The organism is Stenotrophomonas sp. 21LCFQ19, assembly GCF_056861425.1.
In genome coordinates this window covers 303896-322114 of the sequence record NZ_JBSPUF010000002.1, presented here as the reverse complement: position 1 = coordinate 322114, position 18219 = coordinate 303896, and the positions used below count along the sequence as shown (strand labels likewise).

At 61.9% G+C, this 18219-nt stretch carries 17 protein-coding genes; 7 read left to right on the top strand and 10 right to left on the bottom strand.

All coding sequences use genetic code 11. From position 1 onward, the window contains the following. Nucleotides 1–5: 5 nt before the first annotated feature. Entirely contained in the window at nt 6–1214 is a 1209-nt protein-coding gene (locus tag AC13FW_RS03665) for an acetyl-CoA C-acyltransferase (RefSeq protein WP_482988210.1), read from the top strand. Nucleotides 1215–1383: 169 nt separating this feature from the next. Here the strand turns inward: AC13FW_RS03665 and galU are convergent, their stop codons facing one another. From galU to cmk, 8 genes are all read right to left on the bottom strand, one after another. Beyond that, on the bottom strand, nt 1384–2262 hold the full coding sequence (galU, locus tag AC13FW_RS03660; protein ID WP_482988209.1) for a UTP--glucose-1-phosphate uridylyltransferase GalU: 879 nt from the start codon (nt 2260–2262) through the stop codon (nt 1384–1386). Beyond that, on the bottom strand, nt 2262–4178 hold the full coding sequence (locus tag AC13FW_RS03655) for a polysaccharide biosynthesis protein (RefSeq protein WP_482988208.1): 1917 nt from the start codon (nt 4176–4178) through the stop codon (nt 2262–2264). The genes galU and AC13FW_RS03655 overlap by 1 nt, the downstream gene beginning before the upstream one ends. 14 nt (nt 4179–4192) lie before the next feature. Next, nucleotides 4193–5164: an MraY family glycosyltransferase gene (locus tag AC13FW_RS03650; RefSeq protein WP_482988277.1), complete on the bottom strand. Its 972-nt coding sequence runs from the start codon at nt 5162–5164 to the stop codon at nt 4193–4195. A 3-nt stretch (nt 5165–5167) separates the two neighbouring features. After that, the gene (lapB, locus tag AC13FW_RS03645; protein ID WP_482988207.1) at nt 5168–6346 is read right to left on the bottom strand and encodes a lipopolysaccharide assembly protein LapB; all 1179 of its coding nucleotides are present in this window, start codon (nt 6344–6346) and stop codon (nt 5168–5170) included. A gap of 6 nt (nt 6347–6352) precedes the next feature. After that, nucleotides 6353–6652 carry a lipopolysaccharide assembly protein LapA domain-containing protein gene (locus tag AC13FW_RS03640; protein ID WP_282267636.1) on the bottom strand — a complete coding sequence of 100 codons (300 nt, stop codon included), beginning with the start codon at nt 6650–6652 and terminating at the stop codon, nt 6353–6355. Nucleotides 6653–6748: 96 nt separating this feature from the next. Then, nucleotides 6749–7054: an integration host factor subunit beta gene (locus tag AC13FW_RS03635; RefSeq protein WP_057628209.1), complete on the bottom strand. Its 306-nt coding sequence runs from the start codon at nt 7052–7054 to the stop codon at nt 6749–6751. An 87-nt stretch (nt 7055–7141) separates the two neighbouring features. After that, complete coding sequence (gene rpsA, locus AC13FW_RS03630; protein ID WP_282267634.1) at nt 7142–8827, bottom strand: 30S ribosomal protein S1; 1686 nt, start codon at nt 8825–8827, stop codon at nt 7142–7144. A 193-nt stretch (nt 8828–9020) separates the two neighbouring features. Continuing rightward, nucleotides 9021–9695, bottom strand: coding sequence for a (d)CMP kinase (cmk, locus tag AC13FW_RS03625; RefSeq protein WP_282267632.1), 675 nt, complete (start codon nt 9693–9695; stop codon nt 9021–9023). 191 nt (nt 9696–9886) lie between these two features. Here cmk and ykgO point away from each other — a divergent pair, with 191 nt between their 5' ends. The 6 genes from ykgO to AC13FW_RS03595 all read left to right on the top strand — a co-directional run bounded on the left by ykgO (nt 9887) and on the right by AC13FW_RS03595 (nt 14690). Then, on the top strand, nt 9887–10012 hold the full coding sequence (gene ykgO, locus AC13FW_RS03620) for a type B 50S ribosomal protein L36 (RefSeq protein ID WP_057628212.1): 126 nt from the start codon (nt 9887–9889) through the stop codon (nt 10010–10012). Between the two features lie 198 nt (nt 10013–10210). Continuing rightward, complete coding sequence (locus AC13FW_RS03615; RefSeq protein WP_282267630.1) at nt 10211–10540, top strand: hypothetical protein; 330 nt, start codon at nt 10211–10213, stop codon at nt 10538–10540. 69 nt (nt 10541–10609) lie between these two features. Next, entirely contained in the window at nt 10610–11647 is a 1038-nt protein-coding gene (locus tag AC13FW_RS03610; protein ID WP_482985506.1) for an agmatine deiminase family protein, read from the top strand. A 388-nt stretch (nt 11648–12035) separates the two neighbouring features. Further along, on the top strand, nt 12036–12923 hold the full coding sequence (locus AC13FW_RS03605) for a carbon-nitrogen hydrolase (RefSeq protein WP_482988206.1): 888 nt from the start codon (nt 12036–12038) through the stop codon (nt 12921–12923). A gap of 11 nt (nt 12924–12934) precedes the next feature. After that, nucleotides 12935–13465 carry a GNAT family N-acetyltransferase gene (locus AC13FW_RS03600; RefSeq protein WP_482988205.1) on the top strand — a complete coding sequence of 177 codons (531 nt, stop codon included), beginning with the start codon at nt 12935–12937 and terminating at the stop codon, nt 13463–13465. Beyond that, nucleotides 13458–14690, top strand: a complete 1233-nt coding sequence (locus AC13FW_RS03595) for a TraB/GumN family protein (RefSeq protein ID WP_482988204.1) — start codon at nt 13458–13460, stop codon at nt 14688–14690. The genes AC13FW_RS03600 and AC13FW_RS03595 overlap by 8 nt, the downstream gene beginning before the upstream one ends. 141 nt (nt 14691–14831) lie before the next feature. Here AC13FW_RS03595 and AC13FW_RS03590 read toward each other — a convergent pair whose 3' ends face one another. Both AC13FW_RS03590 and AC13FW_RS03585 read right to left on the bottom strand, forming a co-directional pair. Continuing rightward, complete coding sequence (locus AC13FW_RS03590) at nt 14832–15146, bottom strand: hypothetical protein (protein WP_482988203.1); 315 nt, start codon at nt 15144–15146, stop codon at nt 14832–14834. Further along, on the bottom strand, nt 15147–18218 hold the full coding sequence (locus tag AC13FW_RS03585) for an efflux RND transporter permease subunit (RefSeq protein WP_482988202.1): 3072 nt from the start codon (nt 18216–18218) through the stop codon (nt 15147–15149). Nucleotide 18219 lies beyond the last annotated feature (1 nt).

Sequence of the window (18219 nt, the reverse complement as noted above, 5' to 3'; positions counted from 1 at the left end):
CTGCAATGACCAAGCAAATCCAGGACGCCTACATCGTCGCCGCCACCCGCACCCCGGTTGGCAAGGCGCCCAAGGGCATGTTCCGCAACACCCGTCCGGACGACATGCTCGCCCACGTGCTCCGTTCCGTGGTCGCACAGGCCCCGGGCGTGGACGTCAACCGCATCGATGACGCTATCATCGGCTGCGCCATGCCCGAAGCCGAGCAAGGCATGAACGTGGCGCGCATCGGCGTGCTGCTGGCCGGCCTGCCGAACACCATCGCCGCGCAGACGGTCAACCGTTTCTGCTCGTCCGGCCTGCAGGCCGTGGCGATGGCTGCCGACCAGATCCGTCTGGGCAACAGCGACCTGATGCTGGCCGGCGGCACCGAGTCGATGTCGATGGTGCCGATGATGGGCAACAAGATCGCGATGGCACCGAGCGTGTTCGACAACGACCACGTCGCCATTGCCTACGGCATGGGCATCACCGCCGAGAAGGTCGCCGAGGAATGGAAGGTCTCGCGCGAAGAACAGGATGCGTTCGCCCTGGCCTCGCACCAGAAGGCCATCGCCGCGATCCAGAACGGCGAGTTCAAGGACGAGATCAGCCCCTACGACATCGTTTCGCACCTGCCTGACGTGGCTGATGGCAAGCGCATCATCACCCGCAACAAGCTGGCCGATACCGACGAAGGTCCGCGTATGGATTCGTCCGCAGAAGGCCTGGCCAAGCTGCGCCCGGTATTCCGCAATGGTCAGTTCGGCGGCTCCGTCACGGCAGGCAACTCCTCGCAGATGAGCGACGGCGCCGGTGCGGTGCTGCTGGCCTCCGAGCAGGCGATCAAGGACTACGGCCTGACCCCGCTGGCCCGCTTCGTCAGCTTCTCGGTCGCCGGCGTGCGCCCGGAAGTGATGGGCATCGGCCCGATCGCAGCGATCCCGAAGGCATTGAAGCAGGCCGGCCTGAGCCAGGACCAGCTGGACTGGATCGAACTCAATGAAGCTTTTGCCGCGCAGTCGCTGGCGGTCATCCGTGATTGCGGGCTGGACCCGTCCAAGATCAACCCGCTGGGCGGCGCCATCGCCCTGGGCCACCCGCTGGGCGCCACCGGCGCGATCCGTACCGCGACCCTGCTGCACGGCCTGCGCCGTCGCCAGCAGAAGTACGGCATGGTCACCATGTGCATTGGCACCGGCATGGGCGCGGCAGGTATTTTCGAATCGCTGTAAGCGATCTGCTGCGCTGTTGATCGAAGAAGGCGGCCTGAAGGCCGCCTTCTTTTTGCACGGTTCATCGCGAGGAGCCACCCGGCGCCAGAAACAGAAAAGCAGCCTTGCGGCTGCTTCTCCACTGCATCCGGCTGACAGATGACGTCAGCCTGCAGAATACTCCCGGCGCTTACTCCGCCAGCATCTTCTGCATCGCTGCCCGAGCCGGCCCTGCCAGCTTTTCGTTCTCCAATGCGAAGCGCACGGTCGCTTCGATCAGACCCAGATGGGTGCCGCAGTCAAAACGCGTACCTTCAAAGCGATACGCATCTACCTGCTCGGCCTTGAGCAACTGCGCAATCGCATCGGTCAACTGGATCTCACCACCTGCGCCGGTGCCGGTGGCCTCCAGCAACTCGAAGATCTTCGGACTAAGTACATAGCGACCAACCACCGCCAGATCACTCGGCGCATCTTCCGGCTTCGGTTTTTCAACGATCTGGGTGATATGCCCCTTGCGACCATCAAACTTGTCGGTTGCAACGATGCCATAGCTACCAGTCTTGTCATGCGGCACATCCTCCACCGCAATGACACTGCCACCACTGGCCTCGCTCAGGTCAGCCATCTGCTTGAGAGCGCCTTCGCCGCGGTTCCAGATCAGATCGTCGGGCAGCAGTACCGCAAACGGCTCGTCGCCGACAATCGCCTTGGCACAAAGCACCGCGTGTCCCAGCCCAAGCGCCTCGGTCTGGGTCACGAAAACAGCACGCACGCCCTTGGGCAGCACGTGACGGATCAGCTCCAGCTGCTCCAGCTTGCCAGCGCGCTCCAGCTTCTGCTCCAGTTCGTAGGCCTTGTCGAAGTAGTCAGCGACCGCATGTTTGTAGCGGTTGGTGATGAAGATCAACGTATCGCAACCGGCCTCGATCGCCTCATCAACGGCGTACTGGATCAACGGCCGATCAATGATCGGCAGCATTTCCTTCGGCACAGTTTTTGTGGCCGGCAGGAACCGTGTTCCAAGCCCGGCGACGGGAAACACTGCTTTTTTGATTCGACCGTGCATCAATGACTTCTTCCAGCTTCTTTGGTGGTGGGAAACGGAACGATGTTGGCTGTACCCGCCTGTCTCGCCGCGTCTTCGGCCGACATGAATTCGGGAATGGTTGTCGCAAGGATAGTGCGCATCCCCTCGATGTCATAGGCCGCAACAGCTTTCCTGAGGGCCGTCACGTTGTTCAAGACCAGCTCGGGAGAGAACTCACGCACCCCGGCGGCCATTACCTTCGGGTGCACCGTCGGTTGGCAGTTCTCGTCTGCGTAGAACAATCTCTCGTGCAGCTTCTCACCTGGACGCAAACCGGTGTAGATGATTGGAATATCAACCCCCGGCTGCTTGCCCGCCAACCGGATCATCTGTTCGGCAAGGTGACGGATGAGGACAGGCTCGCCCATGTCCAACATGTAGATCGCACCGCGTGAAGACGATGCCGCTGCCTGCAGAATCAGCAGGCAAGCCTCGGGAATCGTCATGAAATAGCGCGTTACATCAGGATGCGTGACGCTGATCGGACCACCCTTGCGGATCTGTTCGCGGAACATCGGCACCACGCTTCCCACCGAACCCAACACGTTGCCAAAGCGCACCGTGACGAAGCGGGTATGTGCGCTGCGCCGATTCAAGCTCTGGCAGATCATCTCTGCGTAGCGCTTGGTTGCACCCAGTGCATTTGCCGGATCAACCGCCTTGTCGGTGGAAATGAAGACGAAGTTCTCAACCCGCGACTCAATACAGGCAGTTGCGACACACTCGGTCGACAAGGTGTTGTTACGCACCGCCTCGCGCAGCTGCGCCTCCAGCAGAGGCACCTGCTTGTACGCCGCAGCATGGAACACGGTGTCCGGGTTGTAGGTGCGCAGCGCGTGACGGATGACGGCAGGATCACCGCAATCGCCCAGGACGCCATGCACCTCGAGATCGGGAAAGCTCCGGTTCAATTCGGCCTGGATGTTGATCATCAGCAGTTCACTGATTTCCAAGACCACGATGCGCGACACACCGTGCCGCGCACATTGGCGACAAAGCTCCGAACCAATGGAGCCACCACCGCCGGTGACCAGGACAGTACGTCCGCGCAACCAGCTGCGCAGCAGCTCCCAGTCCGGCAGGATGGGCTTGCGCCCCAGCAGGTCTTCAATGGCGACTTCTTTGAGCTGACCCGGCAACGAGCTGCCTTCGAGAATATCGGTCAAGCGCGGAACCGTGCGGAACGGCAAACCAGTGCTTTCACAAAGCCCGACCACACGCTGCATGCCAGCTGCATCAAGCGTTGGAATGGCGATCACCAGCAGCTTGGCACTGGTCTCCCTGGCAACTACCGCGACCTCGTCCAAGGTACCGAGAATCGCCGCGCCATGCAGCCAAGCCCCTTGCAGATGGGGAGAGTCATCCAGCAGGCCTACCGGCTCATAGACACCAGAACGGCGTAGGTCCTTGATCAGTGATTCGGCTGCCTGGCCCGCCCCGAGCACCAGCACGCGCCGTGCGCGCGCATCGGAATGCTGCGCCTGGTAGTCCTTCCATGCACGGTAAAGCAGACGAGGCCCACCCAGCATCGCGGACAACGCGAACGGATAGACCATCAACACAGAAATGGGAATGCCATCCAGGCGGCGATAGGAAAACACCATGACTATCGCCAACAGCCCGATGAAACTGGCCTTGAAGATGTTGATCAGATCGGCGACCGACGCAAATCGCCACAGCCCCCGGTACAGCCCCACCTTCCAGAATGCGACCGCCTGGATCGCAATGACCGCCGCAACATCGAGCGAAAACCACGGATGCACGGGACCTGCATCCAGCAATGCAAAGCGCGCCATCAGCAGCAACTGCCAACACAACCAAACCATGACCAGGTCGTGCAGCATCACCGCGTAGCGCGGACCACCGCCTACAAAGCGCTCGAACCAAGACGCCATATAAAACACTGTCCTTAAGTAAGTGCCTTAGCACGCAGGAACACCCACGCCATTGCCGCAGCAACCAGCCAGGTGACGCCCCCTGCCCACCCCCAATCTAGGGGAAGCCTTGAAAACTGCGCTGCAAGTGTAAGCCCCACAACGCTGAAGAGCGAATACCCCAGCGTCACAGCCGCGTGACTGTATTCACGCTTCACAAAGCGTTGATAAAGATGCTGGGTATGCGGCTGCATCCACGGTTCGCCCTTGAGCATCCGTGAAAGCAGCGTGAAACCCGAATCGACCAGAAACACTGCGGGCAGCATCAGCCATAGCACTGGCGCGCTGTCGGTGACACTCAGACCAAGTGCCAGCAGACCCGCCACCAGATAGCCAAGCGCGCCGCTACCAACGTCCCCCATGAAAATCCGAGCCCGGGGAAAATTGAACGGCAAGAACCCTGCACAGCCCGCTGCCAGCACCCAGCCGGCAAGCGCATAGGGCGCCGGCAGCAACCATGCCGCGCCCAGCCCCACCAGGATGGCCTGGGTGGTAGCCAAGCCATTGATGCCATCCATGAAGTTCCAGATGTTCACCAACGACACGGCCAACCCAAAACAGAACGCCGCTTTCACCACGCTCCCGGTGCCAAGCCATACCAATACCGCAAGCATCAGCCCGGCCACGAGGTGAACGCACAGCCGAGGCAAGGCGGGCAGCGAGCGATGATCGTCCCACCAGCCGATTCCCGCCACCATCAACAGGCCAACCGCGAATACCAGCAGCACGAGCGCTTGGCCTGGTAACCACACAGCACCCAGCACGCAGGCCAGCAACTGCGAGACTACAATGCCGACACCCCCACCACGCGGGGTCGACACGATATGGCTGCGGCGCTCGCCAGGCTGGTCGATCAACTGCCGCCAGCGCGCATAGCGGATCGCCAGCCAGGTCACTGCTGCTGCAGTAACCAATACCAGCAGCACCAACCAGTAATGCTGTTCCAGCACTCAGAGCACCGCGAAGTTCAACAGTGGCTTGACCGTACCCCATTCCTTGCAGCTGGGACATTGCCAGTGGTGCGTCCGCGCACCAAAGCCGCAACGCGTGCAACGATAGGCCGGATTGCGAACCAGCAACTGATCGGTGATGTGCTTCAGGTCCTGCAAGGTGGCGACCGGATCAGCGCCTTCGGCGAGGGTCAGATCGATCAGGGCGGACTCGCCGCGTACCGACGGCCGATCCTTGAGCTGGCGCCCCAGGTAGGCGCGTGCAGGCGCCGGCCCTTCCTGTTCTTCCATCAAACGGGTGAGTGCCAACACCGGCGCGATGCCGCGGTAGTGCTCGGTCATTTCAGCGAGGAATGCACGTGCGCCGGCAAGGTCACCGACATTGCGGTAGTTCTTCAGCAGCTGCGGCAGGATTTCGGGCAGGTAGTCCGGATCATTGCGTGCGGCCCGTTCAAACGCGCGCACGGCCGCTTCATCATTGCCGAAATCACTTTCCAGACGGCCTTCGATGATGCCTGCGCGCACGCTCATCGCATCGGCGACATTGGCCCGGTTGATCGCCGCACGCGCATCGTCCAACCGCCCTGCCGCGCGATAGCGCTCGGCGAGTTCGCATTCGAACTGCCCGATCAGCTTGCCCATCGGCTCGTCGGTGACCGCTTCATAGCGCGTTGCGTTCTCGATGGCCTTTTCCCAATCGCGCTCGGCCTGATAGATCCCGATCAGGTGCTTCAAGGCTTGCGGGGCACGCTGGTCGAGCTTCGCCAACTCGGTGAATACGGTTTCGGCGCGATCCAGCAGGCCGGACTTCATATAGTCCTCGCCGAGCGCCAGCAAGGCCTGCACGCGCTGCGTGTCACTCAGGTCATTGCGATTGACCAGGCCTTGGTGCAGACGGATCGCCCGGTCCACTTCGCCACGGCGGCGGAACAGATGCCCAAGCGCAACCTGGGTTTCGAAGGTTTCCTTGTCCAGCTCGGCAATATGCAGGAACAACTCGATGGCCTTGTCCGGCTGCTCGTTGAGCAGATAGTTCAAGCCACGGAAATAGGTACTGGAAAGTCGGGTGACCTGATTCTCGCTGTGGCGTTGGCCACTGCGACGACCAATCACCCAGCCGGCGATCGCGGCAACCGGCAGGCACAGGAAAAACCAGAACCACTCACTGATGAAGGCCATCGTTGCTTAGCGTCCGTCAAAAGGAGAAGGCGTCTGCGCGGCAGGCGCAACAGGCTCTGATGCCGTCAAGGCGGCCGCTTTATTGGCGCGACGCAGCTTGGTGTACATCGGCACCACCAGTGCTGCCATCACCATGCCACCGCCCACCAGGGCGCCGAGCAACAGCGAGGCAATGATTGCGATACCCGAGGTGGTTTTGAGCACCCAGAACGCGAGGCTGATTTCGATGGGCTGCGAGTTGAGCGAGCCGATCACAAGACCGCCTATCAACACCGCCAGCAGAATCACTAATCGAACGGTCTTCATGCGCCGGCTTACTCCTGTAACAAGAGCCCGTAGCTTACCGTTCAGCGGAAGAAATGGCAGCAGTCAATCTACTGCGCAGCACCCAGCCAGAAGCACTCAGGCAGGGTCACTTTCCAGCGGCACCACCGAACTGACGCGCTCGCGCAGTTCCTTGCCCGGCTTGAAATGTGGAACATGCTTGCCCGGCAGCGCAACCGACTCACCCGTCTTCGGGTTACGGCCAAGACGCGGCGGGCGGTAATGCAGGGAAAAACTACCGAAACCGCGGATCTCGATGCGGTCGCCGGAGGACAGCGCCCCACCCATCATTTCCAGCAACGACTTCACCGCCAGATCGACATCATCAGCCTTCAGGTGCGCCTGGTGGCGCGCGAGGATTTCGATCAATTCGGATTTGGTCATTGCGTACTCGTCAATGGCAGGGTCTTACCCTGAAACGGCCCGGACTGATGTCCGGGCCGCCAGGTCAAATCTACAACAGGAAGCCGATTACTCGGACTTGTTGCCGTTCAGCTGTGCACGCAGCAGTGCGCCCAGCTGGGTGGTGCCGCTGGAAGCCGAAGAGGACTGGTATTCCTCCAGCACTTCGCGCATTTCAGCATCATCCTTGGCCTTGATCGACAGCTGCAGGGTACGGCCCTTGCGGTCCATGCCCACGAACTTGGCTTCGACCTTGTCGCCGACCTTCAGGAACTGGGTCGCGTCGTCGACGCGCTCGTTGGCGACGTCACGTGCCGAAACGTAGCCTTCGATGCCGTCAGCCAGCTCGATGGTTGCGCCCTTGGCGTCAACTTCCTTCACGACGCCTTCGACCTTCGAACCCTTCGGGTTGGCAGCCATGTACTGGCCGAACGGGTCCTGCTCAAGCTGCTTGACGCCCAGCGAGATGCGCTCGCGCTCCGGGTCGACGGCCAGGACCACTGCGTCCAGGGTGTCGCCCTTCTTGAAGTTGCGAACCACGTCTTCGCCGGTGGTGTTCCAGCTGATGTCCGACAGGTGCACCAGGCCGTCGATGCCGCCGTCCAGGCCAATGAAGATACCGAAATCGGTGATCGACTTGATCTGGCCGGAAACCTTGTCGCCCTTCTTGAAGATGGCAGCGAAGGTTTCCCACGGGTTGGCAGCAACCTGCTTCATGCCCAGCGAGATACGACGACGCTCTTCATCAACGTCCAGCACCATCACTTCGACTTCATCACCAACCTGGACAACCTTGGACGGGTTGACGTTCTTGTTGGTCCAATCCATCTCGGAGACGTGCACCAGGCCTTCCACGCCCGGCTCGATCTCAACGAACGCGCCGTAATCGGTCACGTTGGAGACCTTGCCGAACACGCGGCTGTTGGCCGGGTAACGACGTGCGATGTTGTCCCACGGATCCTCGCCCAGCTGCTTCAGGCCCAGCGAAACGCGGTTGCGCTCGCGGTCGAACTTCAGCACGCGCACGTCCAGCTCGTCGCCGACGTTCACGACTTCGGACGGATGGCGCACGCGCTTCCATGCCATGTCGGTGATGTGCAGCAGGCCGTCGATACCGCCCAGGTCCACGAATGCGCCGTAATCGGTCAGGTTCTTGACGACACCCTTCAGGATTGCGCCTTCCTGCAGCTTGTCCATCAGCTGCTCGCGCTCTTCCGAGTGCTCGCTCTCGACAACTGCACGACGCGACACGACCACGTTGTTACGCTTGCGGTCCAGCTTGATGAGCTTGAATTCCAGCTCCTTGCCTTCCAGGTAGGCCGGGTCGCGCACGGGGCGCACATCGACCAGCGAACCGGGCAGGAATGCGCGGACATCCTTGATGTCCACGGTGAAACCACCCTTGACCTTGCCGCTGATGCGACCGGTGATGGTTTCGTTCTTTTCCAACGCTTCTTCCAGCTCGTCCCACACCATGGCGCGCTTTGCCTTCTCGCGCGACAGGACGGTTTCGCCGAAGCCGTTCTCGATCGAGTCCAGTGCAACCTTTACCTGGTCGCCCACGCCCACGTCGATTTCACCAGCGTCGTTACGGAACTGTTCGATCGGCACGATGCCTTCGGACTTCAGGCCGGCGTTGATCACGACCACGTCGCCGCGGACTTCAACGACGGTACCGATAACGATGGCACCGGGCTTCAGCTTGGCCAGATTGGCCTGACTGGCTTCAAACAGTTCTGCAAATGATTCGGTCATTAGATTTACTCAGTTGAACATATGGACAGCGGATCTGTTGCGAAAACCCGTACTGTCCAGCCTGTTGGACGACCCCATGACAGCGGCCGAATGTGAATGAAAAAGCCCACCACGCACCATTGCGCAGCGGGTTGTTGCAACATCTTTGCTACGACTGCGATCGATCAACTGACCGCACTCAACGCTGCGAGGATCAGGCTTCCTTGGAAACCAGACCCAGCACCTTGGCAACGACGTCGTCGATGCCAATACCGCTGGTGTCGATGAGGATGGCGTCATCGGCCGGCCTCAGGGGCGCCACTGCGCGCTGTGCATCACGGGCGTCGCGGGCCATGATCTCACGCAGGAGGTCTTCAAAGTTAACCGAAACCCCTTTTTCTTTCAACTGTTTATGCCGCCGCTCGGCCCGCTCCTCGGCGCTCGCGGTCAGGAAAACCTTGAATGGGGCGTCAGGGAAGATGACGGTCCCCATATCTCGACCATCGGCCACCAACCCGGGCAAAACCCTGAATGCGCGCTGACGCTCCTTCAGCGCGGCCCGGACCTCGGGAATGGCGGCAATGGCCGAGGCCAGTGCCCCCGTCGTCTCCAGGCGCAACTCATCAGTGGCATCGCTACCGTTGACCAGTACCCGCAGGCTCTCGCCCTGCTCGACGAACTGGACCTTGGTGTCAAAGGTGCAGCGCACCAGCGCCGAGGCATCGGAGGTGTCTATATCAGCCCAGCTGGCGGCCACACCCACCGCGCGATACAGCGCACCGGAGTCCAGGTAATGCCAGCCCAGCTGGCGGGCAATAATGCGACTGACGGTACCCTTGCCAGCCCCGGACGGGCCATCAATGGTGAGAACGGGGGGCAATTGACTCATCTGGATGCCTGTCTGGAGCGAGAATCAGGCTATTCTAGCGCCCCGCACCGCCCTGCCCGCACCCGTTTGCACGCAAGCACTTGAACTGGCGCGGAAATACCCAGTAGAATGGCGGGCTTGAACGGGCGTTACCCTGCATATCCGCGGCCACGCTCCTAAGATCTCCTTACCAGTATCCGCCGAGGTATGTCATGAAAGTTCTGTCCTCCCTGAAGTCGGCGAAGACCCGTCACCGTGATTGCAAAGTTGTGCGCCGTCGCGGCAAGATCTTCGTGATCTGCAAGTCGAACCCGCGCTTCAAGGCTCGCCAGCGCTGAGCCAACTGGCGCAAGCCAGGGCTTGATCCTCAAGGGTCAGGCAACGCCAAAAAGCCGCCTTCCGGGCGGCTTTTTGCGTACCGGGTCAGGCACCGCGATGACGCATTGCTGAGTGCATGCAGCAACAACGACGCAGGACCACACTTTCATCGTCAATTTTTGCTGTAATCCCAACCTGTCCTCTGGGGAGATGTGACCATGAAGCACGCATTCAAGATTCTGGGCCTGATCGCCGTTCTTGCCGCCGCACCGGCAGCGCAGGCTGACACTTTGCTGATCGAGCGCGCACAGGAGAAGCCGGCCCAGGCCATCCCAGCCCGCGGCCAGAGCATGGCCGAGGTGGAAGCCCGCTTCGGCGCACCGAGCGAGCGCATGGACCCGCGCGGCGGCCAGAAACGGCAATGGCCAACCATCAACCGCTGGGTTTATCCGGCCTTTACCGTGTACTTCGAGAAGCAGCGCGTGATCGACGTGGTAGCCCGCCAGGCCAGCCCGGATGAAATCGGGCCAAAGCCCCCGATCCGCTGACCCCTTTCCAGGCGGCAGGCCCTGGCCTGCCGCTCCAACGCCCGACCGGGCCGAACGCATCCGAGAAGAATGAACGAAACGCTCCGCTTTCCAGCCGAATGGGAAACCCAGTCCGGCGTATTGATCGCCTGGCCGAATGCCGACACCGACTGGGCCGAGCGCCTGGCCGAGGTTGAGGAAACCTACATCGCCCTGGTCAGCGCGATCACCCGCTACCAGCCGGTGCTGATCTGCGTGGCCGATGACGACATCGAGACCTACGCGGAAATGCGCCTGCGCTCGAACCGCGTGGACATGGATCGCGTGCAGTTCGTCACCGCCCCTTACGATGACACCTGGTTGCGCGATTCCGGCCCGATCACCCTCAAGCGCGCCGACGGCAGCTTCCAGCTGCTGGATTTCCGCTTCACCGGCTGGGGCGGCAAGTTCGAAGCCAGCCTCGATGACCAACTGGTCGGCGTGCTCGACCAGGCCCAGGTGTTCAACAATGCGCAGGTCCGCAGCATTCCGTTCGCGCTCGAGGGCGGCGCCATCGACACCGACGGTGCCGGCACCCTGCTGACCACCTGGAAGTGCCTGCACGAACGCCACCCCGAGCGCGACCGCGATTCACTCAGCACCGACATGGCCAGCTGGATGCAGCAGGACCGCGTGCTGTGGCTGGACCACGGCTACCTGGAAGGCGACGACACCGACGCCCATATCGATACCCTCGCCCGCTTCGCCTCGGCCGACAGCATCGTTTACCAGAACTGCGACGACCCACAGGATTCGCATTACGCCGAGCTGCAGGCCATGGGCGCCGAACTGGCCGCACTGCGCACCAGCGACGGCAAGCCTTACCGCCTGTTCCCGCTGCCCTGGGCGGAGCCGGTTCTGGACGAAGGCCGCCGTCTGGCAGCCTCGTACGCCAATTTCCTGATCATCAATGGCGCGGTACTGATGCCGGCCTATGGCGACGCCGCCGATGGTGTCGCGCGTGACGTACTGGCACAGGCTTTCCCCGACCGCGAAATCGTGCAGGTTCCCTGCCGCTCGCTGATCTGGCAGAACGGCAGCCTGCACTGCATCACCATGCAGCTGCCAGCCGGCCTGCTGAAAAACTGAGCGCAGCAACTGTAGTGCCGAGCCATGCTCGGCAGGGGCTTTACCAGCGAAAAGCCCCCTCACCCCAACCCCCGCTCCGCGCCCCGGCCTTTGCGCTGGCGCAAAGGCGCTCGATCGACCGCGAACCAGTGGTTCGCAACCGGCCTCTCTCCCCCCGCAAACGGGAGAGGGGCTCAAAGCGTAGAGCCGAGCCACGCTCGGCTGCCTTTCGCTCCGGGGCCGCGCAATCCGGATCTGCTACGTGCATGTTCAGCCGAGCATGGCTCGGCTCTACCTGAAAAGCACAAGCTACCGCGGGCGCGCCCTACTGCGCTCTCCGTTCAGCCCAGACCGCATTGCCAGCCCACATCCGCGTTAACATTCGTGCTTTCCCCCGCAGGATCGCAGCATGAACTCGCGCAGCCCTCTTACCGTCGCCCTGGTGCAGGAACGAAACCACGGTGATGCCGCCGCCAACCTGGCCGTGATTGATGCACGCGTAGCCGAGGCTGCCGCGCAGGGCGCGAAACTGGTGCTGCTGCAGGAACTGCACAACGGCGCGTACTTCTGCCAGCACGAATCGGTGGACGAGTTCGATCTGGCCGAGCCAATCCCCGGCCCCAGCACCGAACACCTCGGCGCACTGGCCAGGAAGCATGGCGTGGTCATCGTCGGCTCGCTGTTCGAGCGCCGCGCCGCTGGCCTGTACCACAACACCGCCGTGGTCTTCGAAAAAGACGGCACCTTGCTGGGCAAGTACCGCAAGATGCACATTCCCGACGACCCGGGCTTCTACGAGAAGTTCTACTTCACCCCCGGCGACATCGGTTTCAAGCCGATCGAGACATCTGTGGGTCGCCTCGGCGTGCTGGTCTGCTGGGACCAGTGGTATCCGGAAGCCGCCCGCCTGATGGCCCTGGCCGGTGCTGAGCTGCTGCTCTACCCGACCGCGATCGGCTGGGACCCGGACGATGTGCAGGACGAGAAGAACCGCCAGCGCGATGCCTGGGTGCTGAGCCACCGCGGCCATGCCGTTGCCAACGGCGTGCCGGTGCTGAGCTGCAACCGCGTCGGCCACGAAGCCTCGCCACTGGGCGCGTCCGGCATCAACTTCTGGGGCAACAGCCACGTGCTGGGCCCGCAGGGCGAGTTCATTGCCGAAGCCGGCACCGAAGCAACCCTGCTGGTCTGCGACGTCGACCTGCAGCGCAGCGAGCACGTCCGCCGGATCTGGCCGTTCCTGCGTGATCGCCGCATCGATGCCTACGGCGACCTGCTCAAGCGCTACATCGACTGACCGGACCTGACATGACCCTGCAGCTGCGCACCGCAACCCCCGCTGACATCCCGGCCATCACCGCGATCTACGCGGTGGAGGTGCGCGAGCTGGTCAACACCTACGAGTACGAAGTCCCCGCCGCGGCGGAGATGGCGCAGCGCATGCAGGACATCACCGCACGCGGCTTCCCCTATCTCGTCGCCACCATCGACGGCGAGGTAGCCGGTTACGCCTACGCCAACAGCTACCGCGCCCGCATCGCCTATCAGTGGACCGTGGAGAACTCGGTCTACGTCGATGCTCGCTTCCAGGGTAAAGGTGTTGGCAAGGCCTTGATGCAGGCCTTGATCGACGAATGCACCGCACTCGGCTTCCGGCAGATGATCGCGGTGATCGGCGAACCGACCAATACCGCGTCGATCAAGCTGCACGAGCGTTTCGGCTTTGAGCTGGTTGGCGTGTTCCGCGGCCTTGGCCGCAAGCACGGTCGCTGGCTGGACACGGTACAGATGCAACGCGCACTCGGCGACGGTGCCGACAGCGCCCCATCCAATGAATGAAGCAATGACTGACTCCTCTATCGAAACCGGCGGCGAACTGCTGGCCGGCCAGCCTGTGCGCGTGGTTGAACGTGACGGCGTGCGCTACACCTTGCTGGGCACTGCCCACGTCTCTGCAGCCAGCGTACAAGCGGTTGAACAGGCCATCGCCAGCGGCCAGTACGACGCAGTCGCAGTCGAGCTGGACCCGCAGCGCCTGCAGGCGCTGACCAATCCCAATGCCTTGGCACAGCTGGATCTGGTCGAAGTGATCCGCAAGGGCCGCGTGGCGCTGTTTGCCGCCAACCTCGCGCTGGCCGCTTACCAACGCCGTCTCGCCGAGCAGTTGGGGATCGAACCCGGTGCCGAACTGAAGCGCGCGGTGGAACTGGCCAAGGCCAACAACCTGCCCGTGCACCTGATCGACCGCGATGTCGGCCTCACCTTCCGCCGCGCTTCGCTGAGCCTGGGCTTCTTTGGCAAGCTGAAGCTGGTGATGGGTCTGGGTGCCGGCCTGTTCTCGTCCGAGGATGTGGGCGAAGAAGAAATCGAGAAGCTCAAGCAAGGCGACATGCTGGAATCGAGCTTCGGCGAGTTCGCCAACGAAAGCCCGGCGCTGTACCAGGCCATCATCGGCGAGCGCGACCGCCACATGGCCACGCGTCTGCGCGAGGAACACAACAGCGAGCAACGCAATGTGCTGGCAGTTGTTGGCGCGGGTCACCTTGCAGGGTTGGCCCGTTACCTGGAAACCGATATCGAAGCACCCGGACCGCTGCGCGAGCAGCTGGAGTCGGTGCCGAAGAAGCGCAACATCCCGTGGATCACGCTGGGCATCCTGGCCATCGTGCTGGGTGGTATCGGGTTTGGTTTCTGGAAGGGCGGCATGGGCATGGGTGCCGACATGCTGCTGACCTGGGCGATGTTCACCGGCGGCCTGGCTGGCTTGGGTGCACTGCTTGCTGCCAGCCATCCGTTGAGCATTCTGACCGCGATCGTGGTTGCGCCGTTCAAGCCCTTCCGCTTGAGCATTCCCACCGGTGCGTTTTCGGCGCTGGTTGAAACGCGCCTGCGCAAGCCGACGTATCAGGATTTCCTGCAACTGCGTGATGATGCGCAGAGCCTGAAAGGCTGGTACCGGAATCGCGTTACCCGCATCGTACTGACTTTCATGCTGACCAATATCGGCAGCATGCTGGGACTGTGGCTTACCGGTTTCAGTGTTTATGGGAAGTTGGCTGGGTGAGGCTTTTTGGGCTTTGAAGCTTTAAAGCGTTGAGGCTGTAGAGCGCTAAGAGCGTAGAAGCGCCCTCACCCCTACCCCTCTCCCGTAAACGGGAGAGGGGATTGGATCTCATACATCTTCTTCTGCTGCAGCCTCCTCGGCTTACGGCAGCCAAAACCACATCTCAAGCACCAGCTTCGGCTCTTGCTTCAGCTCTTGCTTCAGCTCTTGCTTCAGCTCTTGCTTCAGCTCTTGCTTCAGCTCTTGCTTCAGCTCTTGCTTCAGCTCTTGCTTCAGCTCTTGCTTCAGCTCTTGCTTCAGCTCTTGCTTCGGCTCTTGCTTCGGCTTTTGCTTCGGCTGTCCCCTCTCCCGCATGCGGGAGAGGGGTAGGGGTGAGGGCAGCTCTTGCTTCAGCTGTTGCTGTTGCCTTCGCTGCCAGTCGTCGAAGCAGCTACAGCCGCCCTGCCCTCCAGCCAATCAGCCCTCTACAACAGCCGCACGCTCCACCGTCGGCAAACCGCGCGCACGCCGCACCAACCGCGCCGTGCCGGTACGCAGATCATCCAGCAGCGCGTAGATGGTCGGCAGGAACAACAAACTCACCACCGTCGAGAATGCCAATCCACCCGCAATCGCGCGCGCCATCGGGTAGTACGGCGGCATGCCGTCAGCCGTGGTCGTATTCAAGGCAATCGGCACCATCGCCAGGATCGCCGTACCCATCGTCATCATGATCGGCCGCAGTCGCTCACGGCTACCCTCGATCAAGGCCTCGGTACGCGACACCCCACGTCGACGCAGGTTGTTGATGTGCTCGATCATCACGATGCCGTTGTTCACCACCACGCCCATCAGCACCAGGATGCCGATCACTGCCATGATGTTCATCTCGGTACCGGTCAGCCAGAACAGCCAGTACACGCCATAGATCGAGAACAGCACGCAGGACATGATCGCCGCCGGGAACAGCAACGACTCGAACACCGCCGCCATGATCACCACCATCAGGATCAGGGCAATGAAGATCGCCGTCACCATCTGGTCCATGCCATCAAAGTTGATGTTGAAACCCGCACCGTTGAACGTATAGCCATAGCCCGGCGGGAACTGCACCCGGTCCAGGGTCTCCTCGACCGACTTGCGCGCCTGGTCCATCGGCACGTCCTTGGCCAGGCCGGCCTCGATACGCAGCATGGTCTGCCGGTTCAAGCGCTGGATGGAGTTGGCCGCCGGATTGACGTTGACGTCCACCATCGCCAGCAGCGGGATCTCCTTGCCGCTGGAGCTGCGCACCATGAACGAAGACAAGTCTTCGATGCTGTAGTTCTCCGAGCCAGAGAAACGCACATTGACCGGAATCTCGACGTCATCACGGTGGAAGTCACGCAGCGATGAGCCACGCAGCGCCATGCCCACGAACTGCGCCACCTGCTGGGCACTGAAGCCATACGACGCTGCACGTTCGCGGTTGACCCGCACTGCCAGCTCGGCATTGGCATCACCCACGTCCACGCGCACATCGCGTAACTTGGGATTGCGCGCCAGGATCGGCACGATGTCGTCGGCCAACTCACGCAAGGTCTGGCTTGAATCACCGACCAGACTGAAACGCAGGCCCTGCCCTTCGCTGCCCATGCCACCCGGCCAGCCGATACCGATCTTGGCGCGTGCCGATTGCGGCAACCCCTTGCGCACCTCTTCCTCGATCTTCTTGCTCTGCTCGCGGTCGTCGATGCTCAGGTACAGGCGTGTCTGCGCCCAGCCCTGTTCGGCGAAACGGCTGTACACGCGCTTGATCTTGAACGCGTCGCGGTTGGCATTGACGAAGTCCTCGACGCGCTGCACTTCCTTGCCCATCTCTTCCTTGGAATAGGAACCCTTCCATTGGTAGAAGATGTTGATCTCATCCGGATCATTGTCATCGCCACCACCGGTGGTATGGGTCATCGGCCACACGCTCAGCACCGACACCAACACGATACCTGCCACGCTCCAGCCACGGTTCTGCAGGGTCCAGCGCAGTATCCGCGCATAACGCGCCTGCAGACGGCTGATGAACGGCGACTTCAATGCCGGCGGGGTCTTCATCCGTGCCGACAGCATCGGGATCAGACTCACCGCCACCAGCCACGAGGCCAGCAACGAGAACGAGATGGTCAACGCCAGCTGGGTCAGGTAGATGGTGATGATGTTCTTCTCGCCGAACATCATCGGCAGGAACACCACGCAGTGGCACAAGGTGCCGGCCGACAGCGCGATCGCCACATGGCGGGTACCGATGATGGATGCCATCTCCGGCTTGCCAGGGTATTTCTCGCGCTCCTGGTAGATGCTTTCCACCACCACCACGGCGTTGTCGACCAGCATGCCCACCGCCAGCAACAAGCCCATCATCGAGATGATGTTCAGGCTGATGCCGGTGAAGTACATGAAGCCCAAGGTCATGATGAAACAGATCGGGATCGCCATCGACACCATCAGCGTCGACGGCCAATGGCGCAGGAAGGCGTACAGCACGATCACCGACAGCAGCAGGCCGATCGCACCGGCCTCGGCCAGGGCCAGCAGCGAACTGGTGACTGCCTTGCCGGAATCCCAGGCAATCTCGATGTCGACACCGCGCAACGCCGGATCCTCACCCAGCAGCGCGACCTCTTTGGTCACAGCGCGCGACAGGTCCACCAGATTCGCCGAGCGCTCCTTGTAGATGTCCACGCCCACGCTGGGCTTGCCTTCCATGCGCCGCACATAGCTCATGCGCTGCGGTTGCAGGCTGACCTCAGCGATGTCCGACAGGCGGGTACCACGATTGTTGACCGGCAGGTCGCGCAGCTCCTGCACTTCCAGCAGCTCACCCTTGGGCTGCACGCGCAGGCGGCGGCCGTCCTCGGTGATCTGCCCGGCCGATACCGCGAAGTTGGCCGCCTGCAGCTTCTGCACCAGATCATTCAGGGCAACGCCGTGCGCGCTGATGCGGTCCTTGTCCAGCGCGATCAGCACTTCCTGCTTGGCAACGCCTTCCACTTCAACACGGGCCACGCCGGGCAGACGCTCCAGGCGTTGCTTGATGGCACGCTCGATCATGTCGGCGCGCGCAGTCAGGTCCTCGGCACTGTTCAGGCGCAGGCTGATCGCTTCCTGGTCGCTGGTGCTCCAGCGCTGCACGTAATAACGGCGGAAGTCGTCCGGCAACTCGTCACGCACCGCGTCGATACGCTCACGCGCTTCGGACGCGGCCATCGCGATATCGCGGTTCCAGTCGCTGAATTCGACCTGGATCTGCCCACCTTCGGCGTTGGCGCGCGAGTTCATCGTCTTGATGCCGGGCATCGTGGCGATGGCCTCCTCAACCGGCCGCAGCAGGTTGCGTTCCACTTCTTCCGGGGTCGAACCCGGGTATGGCAAGGCGATGAAGAAGAACGGGATCGATGCTTCCGGCTCGGACTCCAGCGGCAGCTTGAACGCAGCAATCAGGCCGATCACCACCATCGACACGAACAACATGATGGTGGTGACAGGGCGGCGGATGGACAGCTCGGTGATATTCATC